At 68.6% G+C, this 15,477-nt stretch carries 15 protein-coding genes; 2 read left to right on the top strand and 13 right to left on the bottom strand.

Annotation, left to right across the window (positions count from 1 at the left end; genetic code table 11):
* The first annotated feature begins 85 nt into the window (after window positions 1–85).
* Together murJ and WC971_01090 are read left to right on the top strand one after the other, a co-directional pair.
* Window positions 86–1,723 (top strand): murein biosynthesis integral membrane protein MurJ, encoded by a 1,638-nt coding sequence (gene murJ, locus WC971_01095; protein MFA5843407.1) that lies wholly within the window; start codon window positions 86–88, stop codon window positions 1,721–1,723.
* On the top strand, window positions 1,720–2,409 hold the full coding sequence (locus WC971_01090) for a glycosyltransferase (GenBank protein ID MFA5843406.1): 690 nt from the start codon (window positions 1,720–1,722) through the stop codon (window positions 2,407–2,409). The genes murJ and WC971_01090 overlap by 4 nt, the downstream gene beginning before the upstream one ends.
* Before the next feature lie 2 nt (window positions 2,410–2,411).
* Here the strand turns inward: WC971_01090 and WC971_01085 are convergent, their stop codons facing one another.
* From WC971_01085 to efp, 13 genes are all read right to left on the bottom strand, one after another.
* Window positions 2,412–3,266, bottom strand: coding sequence for a copper transporter (locus WC971_01085; GenBank protein ID MFA5843405.1), 855 nt, complete (start codon window positions 3,264–3,266; stop codon window positions 2,412–2,414).
* A 21-nt stretch (window positions 3,267–3,287) separates the two neighbouring features.
* Window positions 3,288–4,409: a putative cytokinetic ring protein SteA gene (gene steA / locus WC971_01080; GenBank protein ID MFA5843404.1), complete on the bottom strand. Its 1,122-nt coding sequence runs from the start codon at window positions 4,407–4,409 to the stop codon at window positions 3,288–3,290.
* A gap of 12 nt (window positions 4,410–4,421) precedes the next feature.
* On the bottom strand, window positions 4,422–5,243 hold the full coding sequence (locus WC971_01075; GenBank protein MFA5843403.1) for a M23 family metallopeptidase: 822 nt from the start codon (window positions 5,241–5,243) through the stop codon (window positions 4,422–4,424).
* Window positions 5,240–6,868, bottom strand: a complete 1,629-nt coding sequence (gene recN / locus WC971_01070) for a DNA repair protein RecN (GenBank protein ID MFA5843402.1) — start codon at window positions 6,866–6,868, stop codon at window positions 5,240–5,242. Before recN ends, WC971_01075 begins: the two co-directional genes overlap by 4 nt.
* A complete protein-coding gene (locus WC971_01065) occupies window positions 6,869–7,720 on the bottom strand; it encodes an NAD(+)/NADH kinase (GenBank protein ID MFA5843401.1) in 852 nt (283 codons plus the stop codon).
* The gene (locus WC971_01060) at window positions 7,683–8,516 is read right to left on the bottom strand and encodes a TlyA family RNA methyltransferase (GenBank protein MFA5843400.1); all 834 of its coding nucleotides are present in this window, start codon (window positions 8,514–8,516) and stop codon (window positions 7,683–7,685) included. Before WC971_01060 ends, WC971_01065 begins: the two co-directional genes overlap by 38 nt.
* Window positions 8,482–10,428: a 1-deoxy-D-xylulose-5-phosphate synthase gene (gene dxs, locus WC971_01055; protein ID MFA5843399.1), complete on the bottom strand. Its 1,947-nt coding sequence runs from the start codon at window positions 10,426–10,428 to the stop codon at window positions 8,482–8,484. Before dxs ends, WC971_01060 begins: the two co-directional genes overlap by 35 nt.
* Before the next feature lie 121 nt (window positions 10,429–10,549).
* Entirely contained in the window at window positions 10,550–10,789 is a 240-nt protein-coding gene (xseB, locus tag WC971_01050; GenBank protein MFA5843398.1) for an exodeoxyribonuclease VII small subunit, read from the bottom strand.
* Window positions 10,790–10,791: 2 nt separating this feature from the next.
* Window positions 10,792–11,265, bottom strand: coding sequence for a transcription antitermination factor NusB (gene nusB / locus WC971_01045; GenBank protein MFA5843397.1), 474 nt, complete (start codon window positions 11,263–11,265; stop codon window positions 10,792–10,794).
* Window positions 11,262–11,603, bottom strand: a complete 342-nt coding sequence (locus WC971_01040; protein MFA5843396.1) for an Asp23/Gls24 family envelope stress response protein — start codon at window positions 11,601–11,603, stop codon at window positions 11,262–11,264. Before WC971_01040 ends, nusB begins: the two co-directional genes overlap by 4 nt.
* Window positions 11,596–12,993, bottom strand: a complete 1,398-nt coding sequence (gene accC / locus WC971_01035; GenBank protein ID MFA5843395.1) for an acetyl-CoA carboxylase biotin carboxylase subunit — start codon at window positions 12,991–12,993, stop codon at window positions 11,596–11,598. Before accC ends, WC971_01040 begins: the two co-directional genes overlap by 8 nt.
* Window positions 12,993–14,837 carry an acetyl-CoA carboxylase biotin carboxyl carrier protein gene (gene accB / locus WC971_01030; protein MFA5843394.1) on the bottom strand — a complete coding sequence of 615 codons (1,845 nt, stop codon included), beginning with the start codon at window positions 14,835–14,837 and terminating at the stop codon, window positions 12,993–12,995. The genes accC and accB overlap by 1 nt, the downstream gene beginning before the upstream one ends.
* A 79-nt stretch (window positions 14,838–14,916) precedes the next feature.
* Window positions 14,917–15,477, bottom strand: a complete 561-nt coding sequence (gene efp, locus WC971_01025) for an elongation factor P (protein ID MFA5843393.1) — start codon at window positions 15,475–15,477, stop codon at window positions 14,917–14,919.

Raw genomic sequence — 15,477 nt, 5'->3', positions numbered from 1 at the left:
CGCCGGGCGACGCGCCGGTTACGGAGGGGTGTCGGACGCCACCGACGCCCGAACTCCGTGGGCTACAATGGGGCCGACCCCGCCGATGGAGGGAACCATCAGCACACCGTCGCTCGCGCGATCCACCGCCTCGATGTCGATCGCCACCACGTTGTCGCGCGTCACAGGTTTCGCGCGCGACTGGGCGATGGCCGTCGCGATGGGAGCGACTCTTCTCACGAGCGCGTATACCGTCTCTAACAACGTGCCGAACATGGTGTACGAGCTGGTGGCCGGGGGCGTGCTCTCCGCCGTCTTCGTCCCGATCTTCATCGAACGTCTCCAGAACGACGGCGAGGAGGCGGCATGGCGCTTCGCGAGCAGCGTTCTCACGCTGGCCGTCATCGCACTCGGCGTGATAGCCGTCGCGGGGACGGTCTGGGCCGAGGCGTTCGTGCGCACCCAGACGTTCGGCGTGCCCCCACAGCAGGTCGAGGCCTTCGTCGCCAAGGGCGCGTTCCTCTTCCGTTTCTTCGCCGTCCAGATCGTCTTCTACGCTGTGGGCGCGGTCGTGACCGGAATACTCAACGCGCGTCGCCGTTTCCTCGCACCGGCCGTGGCGCCGATATTCAACAACCTGGTCCTCATCGCGGTCATCCTCGGCGTCTATCTGCCGCTCCACACGACGCGACCGCACCTCGCGGAGACACTCCTCGCGATCGGGACGACGGCGGGCGTGGTCGTCATGCTCGTGGTCCAGGTCCCGAGCCTCGCACGCCTCGGTGTCCGGCTCCGGCCGGTCATCGACCTCAAGGATCCCGCGATGCGGGCGATGGGGCGCACGATGCTCGCGACCCTCGTCTACGTGGGGACCAACATGGTCGGCGTCTCGCTGCGCAACGCATACTCGTTGCGCGGGGCCCCGGGCGCCGTCGGGCCGGCGATCGTTCGCTACGCGTGGATGTTCTACCAGCTCCCTTACGGCATCTTCGCGGTCGCGCTAGCGACGGCGTTCCTCCCCGAACTCGCCTCGGCGGCCGGCGCTCGCGATATGACGACGTTCAAGCGACGCTTCGCGACCGGCCTCGGCGCCACGGGAGTCCTGATGCTTCCCATGGCCGCGATGCTCGTCGCCCTCGCGCGACCGCTCGTGATGCTCCTGCACGCCGGACGCTTCACCACCTCCGACGTCGGCTCGGTCTCGGCCGTCCTCACGTGCTGGGCGTTCGGACTCTTCTCCTTCGCGGCCTACATGTTCACCCTGCGCGCCTTCTACGCGCTCCAAGACACCCGGACACCCATGGCCACCAACGTGTTCGCCACGTCCCTGCAGGTAGGCCTCTACGCGGTTCTGACCGTCGGGGTCGGCGCGTGGAAAGGTGTCGGGCTCCGGGGCATCGCGCTCGCCGACGCCGCGGCCTATACGCTGCATTTCGGGGTCCTCTGGTTGCTCTTGCGGCGGAAGCTCGGACCTATGGGCGGTCGCACCGTCGGCTCGAGTCTGCTGCGCGTGCTGGCGTGCTCCCTCGTAGGTGGCGCCGCCGCGTGGGGCGTCTCGGCTGCCGCAGGCGGATTCGTCTCCGGCCTGCGACTGGGCTTCCTCGCCCAGCTCGTGCCCGCGGGAGTGGTCGGCCTCTCGCTGACGTACGCGCTCGCTCATGCGATGCGCGTACCCGAGGTCGCGGAGGCGGGGCGGCTCGCGCGTCGCGTCTTCTCGCGGTTGCTGCCCGGCGGCGTCTCGTGAGGATCGTCGCCCTCATCCCGGCTCACGACGAGGCGGACCGCATCGCCGACACGGTGCTCGCGGCGAGGAACGTCGCGGGCGTGACCGAGGTCGTCGTCGTGGACGACGGTTCGGCCGACGACACCGCGTCGTCGGCCGAGTCGGCCGGGGCTCGTGTCGTGCGTCTGCCGCGCAACGTCGGCAAGGGGGCGGCGCTCGACGCGGGTCTCGCATCCCTCGACGGACCCACCGACGTGCTGCTCCTGCTCGACGCGGACCTCGGCGCCTCCGCGTCCGAGGCCGCAGCACTGCTCGGGCCGATCGCGGACGGAAGCGCGGACATGACGGTCGCGAAGTTCCCGCCTCCCTCGGGCAAGGCCGGCTTCGGCCTCGTGAAAGGGCTCGCGCGCTGGGGGATAGCGCGACTCGGTGAAGGGATGCGCGTGAGTGCTCCCCTGTCGGGACAGCGCGCGCTCGACTCCGCGGCGGTCCGGGCCGTGACGCCTTTCGCCTTCGGCTATGGCGTGGAGGTCGCCCTCACCGTCCGGGCCGCGCGCGCCGGACTGCGCGTGGTCGAAGTCGAGACGACGATGGAACACTCGGCGACCGGTCGGGACGCCGCGGGCTTCGCTCATCGCGGCCGCCAGTTCGTACACGTCGCATCCGCCCTGCTCAGGCTAGCCTTCGAGCGGGGACGGAAGGTCTAGCCTCACTTCCCGAGAGGCGCGAAACCCGCGTCGGCTCCCCTGCGGACGCCGAAGTGCCCATGAGCGGATCCGTCGAGCACGAAGATGACGCTCACCTGCCCCTGGGGCCTATCGACGTCGTCCACGACGGAGAGCCCCGCTTCGAGCGCGGGACCGGTGACACCGGCCGGACGCGCCAGCGACTCGGCCGCCACCGAACCGACGCCCAGGTCGCGCATCCTCTGTCCCAGCGCCAGCGCGAGGGGGTCGGCCTTGCCGTCCCACGAAGCCATCACGACCACACCGTTGACACCCGCAGGCGGCAGCGTCCTGTCGAAGCGCAGGACCCCGGCCTTCACCAGCGCATCCGTGAGCGCCCTGTATGCGCCGGGCCTCCACCACTCCTGCGCGATGCTCGCGACGACGCTTCGCCGCATCTCCTCGAAGGTGGTGGTGGCGATGACCGACCCGGCGCTCAGACCCTTCGCGACCGCGGGATCGTCGAGCCCGAGGCCCTGCCTGGTGAAGGTCGCGACGATCGGTGTGCCGCCCGCGAGCGAGATCGCGCGCGTGACGGACGACAGACCGTCGGAACGACCGGTGTTCATGAGGACCACGACCACGCGGCCTCGAAGCCGTTCACTCACCAGCGCGGGCACGGCCGAGACCGCGAAGCCCTCGTATCCCCTCAGGTCGTTGTTGAGCGCATCATTCTCGTTCTTGATCCGCGAGAACTCGTCGTTGAGGCCGGCCACGAGTGTCGACTGCTGTCTGTCGAGCGTCCCCCTCTCGACGACGACCGACCCTAGGATCAGACCGACGGCGAGCGAGAGGAACACCGCGACGAGCGAAGCGATATGGTATCGCAGGTTGTACACGGACGGACTCCCTTCAGGTCCTCACAAGCCTACCACCGCCCGGAGGCGGAGCAGGAGCAGACCTAGGAACGAGCGGATCGGGGCCGAGATCACGACGACAGCGGAGACCGCGACGAGCGCCGCGGCGACGATGAGCATCAATTGGAGCGGGTGGACCGATTCGCGGTAGAGCTTGCTGACGCCCTTAGCGTCGACGAGCCGCGGTCCGACCTTCAGCCGCACCAGGAACGTCGACGCCATCCCCTTGCGTCCCTTGTCGAGGTACTCGACGAGGTTGGCGTGCGTGCCGACCGCGACGATGAGGTCGGCTCCGGATTCGTAAGCCAACAACAGCGCGAGGTCCTCGCTCGTCGCGGCGAGCGGCCATGGCGTCCCGGTCAGCCCGAGCGCCTCGAGCCGCGCCATCCCAGGACACCGGCCGTCAGGATAGGCGTGCACGAGCAACTCGGCGCCCGTGCGAAGCGCCGAGTCGGAGACCGAGTCCATGTCGCCGACGACGATGTCGGGCCGGAAACCTGCTTCTATGATCGCATCGGCGCCTCCGTCGACACCGATGAGCACCGGCCGCATCTCCCGGATGTAGGGCTTGAGCGTCTGCAGGTCGCGCTTGAAGTCGTACCCCCGCACCACGACCAGCGCGTGACGCCCCGCGATGACGGTCCTGGTGGTCGGCACACCGCTGCCGTCCGTGAGCAGCGCCTTCTCCTTCTCGAGGAAGGCGAGCGTGTTGCGCGCGAACTCGTCGAGCTTCTCCCCGAGGCCGGCCTTCGCGTCCTCCATGGCCTGCTCGACACTGTCGACGGTCAAGCGCTCTCCCTTGGCGACGACCTCGCCGTCGAGGAGCACCTCATCCCCGGAGACCACCACGCGCCGGCCCTCGCGCACGCGGTCGAAGACCTCGGTCCCGACGGCGTCGAGCAGGGCGACGCCGCCACGCGTGAGGATGAGCGGGCCGACGTTGGGGTAGGCCCCCGAGATGGAGGAGGCGGCGTTCACGACCACCTCGACGCCCGTCTCGATCAGCGATTCCGCGCTGACGCGATCCATATCCTCGTGGTCGATGAAGGCGATGTCGTTGCGACCGAGACGCTTGACCAGATCCTTGGTCCGCCTGTCGAGCCGTGCGGTCCCTTCGAAGCGCATGCCGCCCCCTCGTCAGCCCGTGCGACCGGTCACGGTCCTCGCGGGAGCGCCGGACGGCGAGACCGGATTGACCTGGATGTGCGTGTGATCGGCCGCCACGGGAAGATAGCGGTTGACCTGGGAGTTTATCAGAAGGTGCCTCACGCGGCCAATCGGGGTGACGCCGGCGCGGACTCGCGTCCCGGCGCGGACGCGCACGTCACGCACGTGGATCATCACCACTCGCACTCCCGGCGCCCCGTCCAGCTCGATCTCGATCTGCCGGTCCTCCCAGCGCCCCTCCAGGTAGTACCGTTTCACGAGGCGGACGGTGCCGTCGACCGGACTGCGCACCGTCGTCCCAGGCAGCACGGCGCAGTCCAGCGCGGTGTGCGCCGCGGTGGCGCGGTCACGCGTGTTCATCTCGAAGAGCTTGAGCCCCGGGTCCCGTGCGAGCGCCGCCTTTATGACGTCCGATCGCGCCCGCGTGTGGAGTCGCTCCTCCGGGACGAGGACGAGGGCCTCCGGGCGGCTCGCCTCATGGAAACCGACCGCCACGAGCCTGTCGGATGTCGCCGGGAAGACAAGCCCGACGTGCGTCCCGGCGATCGTGGCGAAGAACTCGCCGGCAACGTCGGAGGTCTTCGTTCCGGCGGCTGACGCTGGCGCCGCACGCAGTGGTAGCGCGATCGGCGAGGACGTCGCATCCGGCTTCGCCCTAGTCCGGACGCCGAATGCCAGGACGGTGGCGATCAGGATCACTCCGGCCCCGAGAACGACCACACGCACGCGAGCGCGTCGCGTCTCGGCCCGCATCCGTGCCCGCTCGGCACGCGAACGCCGCGGCCGCATCATCGCCCCGACACCGCAGCCGCAAGCAATTCGCGCGCGTGGGCGAGCGCCGTCTGCGTCCCTTCGCCCGCGAGCATGCGCGCGACCTCGGCCACCCGCTCGTCGCCCGCCGCTTCCCGCACGGTGGTGACCGGACGGCCCGCCGAGTCGTCCTTGGTCACGACCAGATGACGATCGGCGAACGCGGCGACCTGCGCGAGGTGTGTCACGACGAGGACCTGTCTTCCGACGGCGAGGTCGGCCAGCCTCCGGCCGACGGCAAGCGCCGTCTGTCCTCCGATGCCCGCGTCGACCTCGTCGAAGACGAGGACGGGGACCTCGTCCGCGTGACCCAGCACGCCCTTGAGCGCGAGCATCACACGGGAGACCTCTCCGCCCGATCCGATGCGCGCGAGCGGTCGCGCCGGCTCGCCCTCGCCGGGCGCGTACATGAACTCGATCCGTTGCGGCCCGTCCGCACCCCACGCCGCGGGCGGCAGGTCCTCGAAGGCCACCTCGAAACGCGCGCCTCGCATCGCCAGCTCCGCCGCCATCGCGCCGAGTCTCTCGACGAGCGTCGGGACGAACGCGGTCCTCGCCTCGAAGAGGACACCGGCCGCCTTCTGGAGCGACTCCTCCGCGAGACGTGACCCATCGCGAGCTGCGTCAAGACCCTCCTCGCCCCTCTCCAGCGCGTCGAGCGTGGCGCGCGCCTCGTCCCGCGCGGCGATGACGTCGTCCAGATCGGGACCGTACTTCTTCTTCAGGCTGGAGAGCATCGCCAGCCTCGTCTCGGCCTCGTTGAGCGCCTCCGGGTCGAACTCGACGCCCTCGCCCCTGTCCCGAAGGCGCGAACCGGCGTCGTCCAAAGCGGCCGCGGCCTCGCGCAGCTCGTCCGCGAGCGCATCGATGGCGGGATCGAGGCCCTCGACCCCTCGCAGCGCCGCCATCGCCGCGGCGAGGCCGTCTGAGGCGCCACCGTCACCACGCACGGCCGCGAAGGCGTTCGACGCCGCCGAAGCGAGGCGCTCGCCGTGGCGCAGCGCGGGCAGACGCGCCTGGAGCGCGACGTCCTCCCCGGGGGAGACCGAGACGGCGTCGACCTCGTCGACAAGGAAGCGGGCGCGCTCGGACCGGACCTCACGGTCGGCCAGCGCCGCCTCCGACTCCGCGAGCCGTTCACCCGCCGCTCGATACGCTTCTCGGCACGCGCGATACCCGGCTAGCGCGTCGGCGATCGGCTTCCCGCCGAAGCGGTCGAGGTATCCGACGTGACTAGCGGGACGAAGGAGCGCCTGGTGATCGTGTTGGCCGTGAAGGTCGACCTGCCCGCCGAGCGCCTCGGCGAGTCCCGAGACCGTCGTCATCTCACCGTCGAGCGTGCACCGCGAGCGGCCGTCCGCCGTCACCCGGCGGCGCGCGACCACCTCGCGTCCGTCGATCACGAACCTGCCCTCCACGACGGCCTCGGAAGCCCCGGCACGCACGAGGGTGGCGTCACCCCGCTCGCCGAGCAGCAGCATCAGCGCCTCCACGAGCACGGTCTTGCCCGCTCCCGTCTCGCCGGTGAGCACCGTGAGCCCCGCTCCGGGCTCGAGCCAGGCATCCTCGACCAGCGCGAGATCGCGCACGTGCAGCTGGTCGAGCACCTACGGTCCCCCGAGGAACTTCTCGCGCACGACCTCGTAGAAGTCGCGGCCGTGGACCTTGACGAGCCGCACGTCCCGTCCGCCGGGCGACACTTCGACGCGGTCCAAGGCGCGCCGGCACGGAACGGCCTCTCCGTCGACGGCGACGCACGCCTCGGCCCGGGAGGGGTTCGGGCAGGATATCTCCACGATGTCCGTCGGCCCCAGGACAAGAGGCCGCACTGCGAGAGTATGACTCGCGACGGGGACGACGACGGTCCCGCGGACCTCCGGCGAGACGATCGGTCCGCCGGCCGACAGCGCATACGCCGTCGAGCCCGTCGCCGTGGCGACGACGACTCCGTCGCAGGCGAACCGCGTCAGGCGGGTCCCGTTCACCGAGATCGCGAGCTCTACCACGCGTCCTGAAGGGCCACGGCCGACGAACACCTCGTTGAGGGCGCGATAGGTACCGACCTCGCGGTCGCCCACGGTCACCGTCGCGCGAAGCGTCGCCCGCGTCTCCACCCGGCCCTCTCCGGCAAGAGCGGTCCCCACGGCGTCCTCAAGGCTCCCGCGGTCCGCACCGGACAGGAACCCGAGGCGGCCGAGGTTGATGCCGAGGACAGGGGCGTCGATCTCCCCGAGAACGTGCACCGCCTTGAGGATGGTCCCGTCTCCGCCGAGCGCGACGACCAGAGCGGGCTCCCCGATCTCCGTGCGCGCTACGGCCGACTCGGCGAGGTCGCACGCGCGGGCGTCCTCTTCGGTCAGGACCGGCTCCCAACCTCGGGCGTCGAGCCACTCGGACAGCGAACGGGAGGCGAGGACGGCCTCAGCGTTCTCCGTGTTCGGGACTAGCAGGACGCGCACCGGCACCTCCGAGCGCTTCGTGCGCGCGAGCGACGGCCTCTTCCGCCTCGACGGCGGAGGACTCCCCCTCGCGCGACAGCCACATCAGGAACTCAATATTACCTTCCGGACCGCGTACCGGCGACCACGTGAGTCCTCGCACCACCCACCCGCTCGCGCGCGAGCCCTCCACCACGGCGCGGAGCACGTCGACATGGACGGAGGCGTCGCGCACCACACCCTTCTTACCGACTCGACCCTTACCAGCCTCGAACTGAGGCTTTACCAGAGCGACGATACACCCGTCCTCGCCGACCATGGACGACACGGGACCGAGCACCTTCAGCAGGGAGATGAACGAGACGTCCACCACCGCGATGTCGAACGGCGCCCCCAAGACGGACGGATCGGCCGAGCGGATGTTCGTGCGCTCGAAGACGGTGACGCGCGGATCGGTCCGCAGGGACCATGCGAGCTGGCCATAGCCCACGTCGAGTGCGACCACCGAGACCGCCCCGTGCTGCAGCAGGCAGTCGGAGAATCCTCCCGTCGACGCGCCTACGTCTAGTGCGCGCATACCCGAAGGGTCGATGCCGAAGCGCTCGAGCGCTTCCGCGAGCTTCAGGCCGCCGCGCGACACGTACTTCGGACGGGCCGCGACGACGATCCCTGCCTCCGGGGAGAGTTGCCTGCCGGGCTTGTCGAGGATATCGCCATCGATCCTCACCTCGCCGGCGAGGATGGCCGCGTGCGCCTGTTCCCGAGACCCGAAGAAGCCAAGATCAACGAGGAGCGCGTCTGCCCGCTGTCGGGTCACGGCGGACGTCCTCCCTCGCCGGGGCCGGCGTCGCCGTGACATCGAGTAGCCGTCCGAGAACGGCGCCGCGCACGCCCGCTGGAGTGAGACCCACCTCCGCGAGCAAGCGCTCGGTCGCTCCATGAGTCACGAAACAGTCGGGAACGGCGAGGCGCAGGAGTGGCGCGTGCGCCCCGAGGTCGGCGAGCGCTTCGAGCACCGCGCCCCCGAAACCTCCGATACCGGCGTTCTCCTCGATGGTGACGAGCAGATGGTGACACATCGCCGCGTCGGAGACCGCCACCAGATCGAGCGGCTTGACCCATCGCATGTTCAAGACCGTCGCCGAGACGCCGTCGGCGGCGAGCAGATCGGCCGCCGACTCCGCGACGCTCACCATGCGCCCGACGGCGAGAAGCGCTACATCGCTCCCCCCTCGCCGAAGCTGCGCGCGACCTGCCTCGAGCACCACAGGGTGAGCCGGCAGTGGGACGCCGACCCCCTTTCCGCGCGGGTAGCGGATGGCCACGGGCCCGTCCGCGAGCAACGCCGTGTGCAGCATGTGGACCAGTTCGGCCTCGTCAGCCGGAGCCATGATGCTCAAGTTCGGGATGGCGCGCAGATAGGAGAGATCGAACACCCCGTGATGGGTCGGTCCGTCCTCGCCGACGAGCCCTGCCCTGTCGAGACAGAACACTACATGAAGACCCTGCAGCGCCACATCCATGATCACCTGGTCGTAGGCTCGCTGCAGGAATGTCGAGTACACGGCGACGACGGGCACGCGCCCTCCCGCCGCGAGTCCCGCCGCGAGTCCCACCGCATGCTGCTCGGCGATGCCGACATCGAAGCAGCGATCCGGGTACTCCGAGGCGAAGAGGTCGAGACCGGTCCCCGACGGCATCGCCGCCGTGATGGCGACGATGCGGTCGTCCTCGGCGGCTTCCGCGACGAGCGCTCGACCGAAGACCTCCGTGTAGGATGGCGGCCCCTCGCTCGGATGTGCCATCCCCGTCTCGATCGAGAACGGGTTGATCCCGTGGAAAGCGTCGGGGCGGTCCTCGGCGTGTACGTATCCGGTCCCCTTCCGCGTCACCGCGTGCACGAGCACGGGACCCTCGGCCTGTTTCGCCCACGTGATGGCGTTCTGCACCTGCGCCACGTCGTGCCCGTCGATCGGGCCGACATAGGTGATGCCGAGTTCCTCGAATATCATCCCGGGGACGAGCAACTGTTTGAAGGACTCCTTCGCCGCCTCGCCCGCAGCGACGAACTTCGCGCCGAGCTTCGTGCGACCCAGCGCCGACTCGACCTCATCCCGCAGCCGCGTGTATCGCGGGTCGAGCCGCACTCGCGCCAGGTAGCTCGCGAGTGCTCCGACGTTCTGCGAGATGGACATCTCGTTGTCGTTCAGGACGATGATGAGATGGGTGCCCAGGTGACCTATATGGTTGAGCGCCTCGAAGGCCATCCCGCCGGTGAGCGATCCATCGCCGATGACGGCGACGACCTCGCGGTCCTCGCCTGCCGCGTCGCGCGCGAGAGCCAGGCCGAGCGCCACGGACAGCGAGTTCGAGGCGTGACCCGTGTCGAATGAGTCGTGCGGACTCTCCGAGCGCTTGGGGAAGCCGCAGATCCCGCCGTATTGGCGAAGCGTCCCGAAACGCTCGCGGCGACCGGTCAGCAGTTTGTGCACGTAGGACTGGTGTCCGACGTCCCACACGATGCTGTCGCGAGGGGACTCGAGCGCCCGATGCAGCCCCAGGGTCAACTCGACGACGCCGAGGTTCGGCGCAAGGTGTCCGCCGGTCTCCGAGACGGTGTTCACCAGGATCTCGCGGATCTCGCCGGCGAGCGTCTCCAGCTGCGAGGCGTCGAACGACCTGATATCGGCGGGTCCGTCTATGGTATCGAGGATGCGCTCGGAGGGCACAGAGGTCCATCTCCCGGCGGGGCTTGTCGCGGTATCCGCCGGTTTCCACCGACGGTCCCGCCCAGCATACTGCGGCTTCAGAGACGCGGACAACCTGGGACGCGATGCCGTCGCTGAGCCGTCACCCCTCGGAAGCGGAGCCGTCGACCGACTCGAGGGGCTGCTCCTCGAGATCGGCGGTCTCGGCCGCGAGGTCCCAGTCCGCTCTGTCGGAGAGCTCCGTGCAGACGTTCGCGAGGCGAACACCCTCCTCGAGCAGGTCGAGGCTCGCCTCGAGCGAGACGTCCTTCCGCCGCGCCTGCCCCACGATCTCTTCCAGCCTGATGCGCGCCTGCTCGAAGGTGTATTGCTCGTCGGTCATCGTCACTCCGTCTCCGGGTCGGTCTCGTCCGGGCCGCCCGTCGCTCGCTCGGCGATCTTTCCGAGGATCCCGTTCACGAACTTCGAAGAATCGTCTCCGCCGTACGTCTTGGCGAGTTCGACCGCCTCGTTGATGGTGACCGAGTCCGGTATCGCGTCCTCGTACAGCAGCTCGTACACGGCTATCCGCAGGATGTTGCGGTCCACGAGCGGCATCCTGCCGAGCGTCCAGTGCTCCGAGGTACGCTCGATCGTGGCGTCTATGCTCGTCTGGTGGGCGTCCACGCCAGCCAGGAGCGCTCGGCAGAACTCGGACGGTTCGCCGTCCTCATCGCTGAAGGTGCGCGCCGAGAGGATGAGAGCGACGCCCTCCCCGGTCACCTCGCGCTGGTAGAGGATCTGCATGGCCTGCCGCCGGGCCCTCGAACGCTCCAGCATCGGTGCGTCGCGCCGAGGGCTGTTCTCCGGATCGCTCACTCGTCGAACGTGACACCGTCGACGAACACGTCGACGGAGGCGACCGGCTGGCCGGTCTGACTCGAGAGCGCCTCCGTCACGGCGAGGCGGACCGACTCGGCCACCTGCTTCAACGGACGCGGGTACTCTATCGTGAGACGCACGGTCGCCGAGAGCGCGCCCTCGTCGTCGAGCGTCACGACGACGGGATGACTAGCGCCCTTCTTGACCAGCCCGGCGAGCTTCTGCCCGCCACCCACGGACGCGACGCCCTCGACGGTCTGCGCGGCGAGCATCACGATCGTCTCGAGCACGGTCGAGGAGACCCCGACGCCATCGAGGCGGATCTCGTCAGACATCGTCCCTTCCCGTCGTGGTCACAGAGCGCCCGGCGCCCTTGAGGATTCGGGTCTCGACGAAGTCAGTATAGACCTCACCGCGCTGGAACGCCTCGTCCTCCACGACCGCCTGATGGAACGGGATCGTGGTCGGGATGCCGACGACCATGAACTCGTCGAGAGCGCGCCGTGCGCGGTCGACGGCCTCCTTGCGCGTCTCGCCCCAGACGATGAGCTTCGCGATGAGTGAGTCGTATTGTGGCGGCACGGTGTAGCCGGAGTACATGTGGCTGTCGATGCGGACACCGAACCCACCGGGCGCGTTGAACACCTCGACGAGACCAGGATGGGGCCTGAAGTCGTGAGCGGGGTCCTCCGCGTTGATCCGGAACTCGATCGCGTGGCCGCGCAGAGCCACGTCCTCCTGCTTGGCGTGCCGCATCGGGAGTCCCGCCGCTATCCGGATCTGCTCCTTGATGATATCCACTCCGGTGACGGCCTCGGTCACGGGATGCTCCACCTGGACGCGCGTGTTCATCTCCATGAAGTAGAAGGAGCCGTCGGCGTCGAGGAGGAACTCGACCGTCCCAGCGTTGACGTATCCGACGGCGCGCACTGCCTTGAGCGCCGCCTCACCCATCGCCTTCCGCAACTCCGGAGTCAGGGCGGGACTCGGAGACTCCTCGATGAGCTTCTGATGCCGGCGCTGCACCGAACAGTCGCGCTCGTACAGGTGCACCGCGTTGCCGTGCGAGTCCGCGAGCACCTGGAACTCGACGTGTCGCGTGCGCGTGAGGTACTTCTCCAGGTAGACGCGGTCGTCGCCGAAGGCCACTGCGGCCTCGGCCTTCGCAGCGGAGAAGTTCGCGAGAAGGTCGCCTTCGTCCGTCGCGACACGCATGCCGCGGCCCCCGCCGCCGGCAGCAGCCTTGATCAGCACCGGATACCCGACCCGCTCGGCGAAGCTCAAGGCGTCCTCCCCCGAGTCCACCTCCCCGTCGCTTCCTGGCACGCAGGGCACCCCCGCGGCCATCATGGTGGAGCGGGCCACGGACTTGTCCCCCATCCGCTCGATCGCCTCGGGAGAAGGGCCGATGAAGACGAGCCCCGAATCGAGGCAAGCGCGCGCGAATCCCGCGTTCTCCGCGAGGAAACCGTATCCTGGATGGACCGCGTCGGCGCCGGTCACGAGCGCCGCGGAGATCACGTTCGTCATGTTCAGGTACGACGCGGACGACGCCGGCGGGCCGATGCAGATCGCCTCGTCCGCCATCCGCGCGTGCAGGCAATCGCGATCGGCCTCCGAATAGACGGCGACGGACGCGATGCCCTGCTCGCGACACGACCTGATGACACGGAGCGCGATCTCACCGCGGTTCGCGACGAGTATCTTCGAGAACTCGTGCGACACTACGGCATCGGCTCCAGGTAGAAGAGCACCGTCCCGTACTCGACGGGCTGGGCGTCCTCGACACATGCCTCGCGCACTACCCCGGTCTCGTCCGCGCTGATCTCGTTCATGAGTTTCATCGCTTCGAGGATGCACAGCGCCTGGCCCTCGTCGACGGTGTCCCCCACCTCGACGAACGGAGCCGCTCCCGGCGCGGAGCATCGGTAGAAGGTGCCGACCATCGGCGAGACGACCGGCTTCCACGTCGCGGGACGCGAGCTCTCTGGGGCCGCGGCGGCCGCGGGCGAACCGGCGGCGGCCGGCGCTGCGGCAGTGGCGGGCGCGGCGGCGTACACCGCACCGCCCTTGCGGACGGTGACGGTCGTCCCGGCTTCCTCGACGACGACCTCGCTCACGTCGGAAAGCTCGACCACACGGATGAGCTCCCGGATCTGGTTGACGTCCACGGATTCTTCCTCCTTGACCGTGTTCACTTCTTCGCTCATGAGGAAGACCGCCTTCTCGGCGCCCTCCTTGTGCAAGGTGAGGTACGTGCGGGCCTCGTTGGGGAAGAGCGCGTACATCAGCACGTCCTCCTCGCTGTGCGCGAGATCGCCCACCTCCGCGGCCACGTCGTCGTACCGAGTGGTCACGAGGGAGCCGGGCCGGACGTCGTCGGCGAGCGGAAGGTCCTTCCCCAGCACCTTCGCGACGATCTCCCGGTCCATCGGCCCGGGCGCCTTCCCGTACAGCCCCTTGATGTAGTCCTTCATCTCCTGCGGCACGACGTTCCAGCGCTTGCCGGTCAGGACGTTGAGGACCGCCTGGGTGCCGACGATCTGCGAGAGCGGCGTTACGAGCGGCGGGAAACCGACCTCGGCGCGCACCTTGGGGATCTCGATCAGGACGTCGGTCAGACGGTCGCCCGCCTTCTGGAGCTCGAGCTGGCTCACGAGGTTCGAGATCATGCCCCCCGGGACCTGGTGGCTGAAGACCTCCATGTGCATCAGCGACGTCACGCCGCGCTTGAGCTTCTTGCGTTCCCTGACGGTCTCCCAGTAGTGGGCGATCTCGAAGAGAAGGTCGAGGTCGATGCCGGTGTCGTAGGGCGACTCCTTCAGCGCGGCGACGATCATCTCGACCGCGGGCTGGCTGTTGCCGAAGGCGAGTGCGACGACCGCGGTGTCGATGATGTCCGCGCCGGCTTCGACCGCCTTCAGGTAGTTCATCGGGGCCATGCCACCGATGTAGTGGCAGTGCACGTGGACGGGAAGACCTATCTCGTTCTTGAGCGCCTTGACCATCTTCTCCGTGCGGAACGGAGTGAGCATGCCCGCCATGTCCTTGATGCAGATGGTGTCGGCGCCCATGTCCTTGAGCACCTGCGCGAACTCGACGAAGGAGTCGAGCGTGTGCACCGGGCTCACCGTGTAGCTGATCGCTCCCTCGAAGTGACCGCCACACTCCTTGATCGCTTCGGCGGACACGGAGAGGTTGCGCGCGTCGTTCAGGGCGTCGAAGACCCGGAAGACATCGATGCCGTTGCGCTTGCTCGCGTGCACGAACCGGCGGCAGATCTCGTCGCTGTAGTGATGGTACCCGACGAGGTTCTGACCTCGCAGCAGCATCTGCAGCGGCGTCTTCGGGCAGTGCTGCTTGATGGCGCGGAGACGCTCCCACGGGTTCTCGTCGAGGAACCGGAGCGCGGCGTCGAAGGTCGCCCCACCCCAGACCTCCAGCGACCAGTATCCGGCCGAGTCCATCTTCGGCAGGATCGGCAACATGTCCGCGAGCTGCATCCGCGTCGCCCACAGCGACTGGTGCGCGTCTCTTAGCGTCGTGTCGGTGATGTGGACGGGTCGCATCGGTTGAGTTCCCTCGTGGTCGAAAGGCCTCTTCGCGTTCTTGGCCACGTGCGGTTCCGCACAGTATACCGGACGCGCACTAGACGCGGGTGATGTAGCTCCCATCGCGAGTGTCGACTTTCACGCGGTCCCCTACCTGCACGAACATCGGGACCTGGACGACGGCACCGGTCTCGAGCGTCGCGGGCTTCCCGCCGCTCTGCACCGTGTCGCCCTTGAAGCCGGGCTCGGTGTCGGTCACCTCGAGTTCGACGAACATCTCAGGCTCGACGCCCATCATGTCGCCGCCGGCGAGCATGATCTCGGCCTCGTCGTTCTCCCTGAGCCACTTCGCCGCTTCGCCGATGAAGTCCGCCGACAGCTCCAGCTGCTCGTACGACACGCCGTCCATGAAGTGGAACGTGTCGCCGTCGCGGTAGAGGAACTGGAGACGCTTCGTCTCGAGCCGAACGTCCTCGAGCTGCTCGCCGGCGCGGAATCTCACGTCGACGACGCGCCCGGTCCTGATCTCCTTGAGCTTCGTGCGCACGAACGCTCCGCCCTTGCCGGGCTTCACATGCTGGAACTCGACGACGGTCCACAGCTTGTCGTTGTAGCTGATGCACATGCCATTCTTCAGGTTGTTGGTGGAGACCGACAT

The organism is Coriobacteriia bacterium (genome assembly GCA_041658765.1).
Lineage (GTDB): Bacteria > Actinomycetota > Coriobacteriia > Anaerosomatales > JBAZZO01 > JBAZZO01.
The sequence above is the reverse complement of the archived record's forward strand: the minus strand, read 5'-3'. Positions and strand labels throughout refer to the sequence as shown.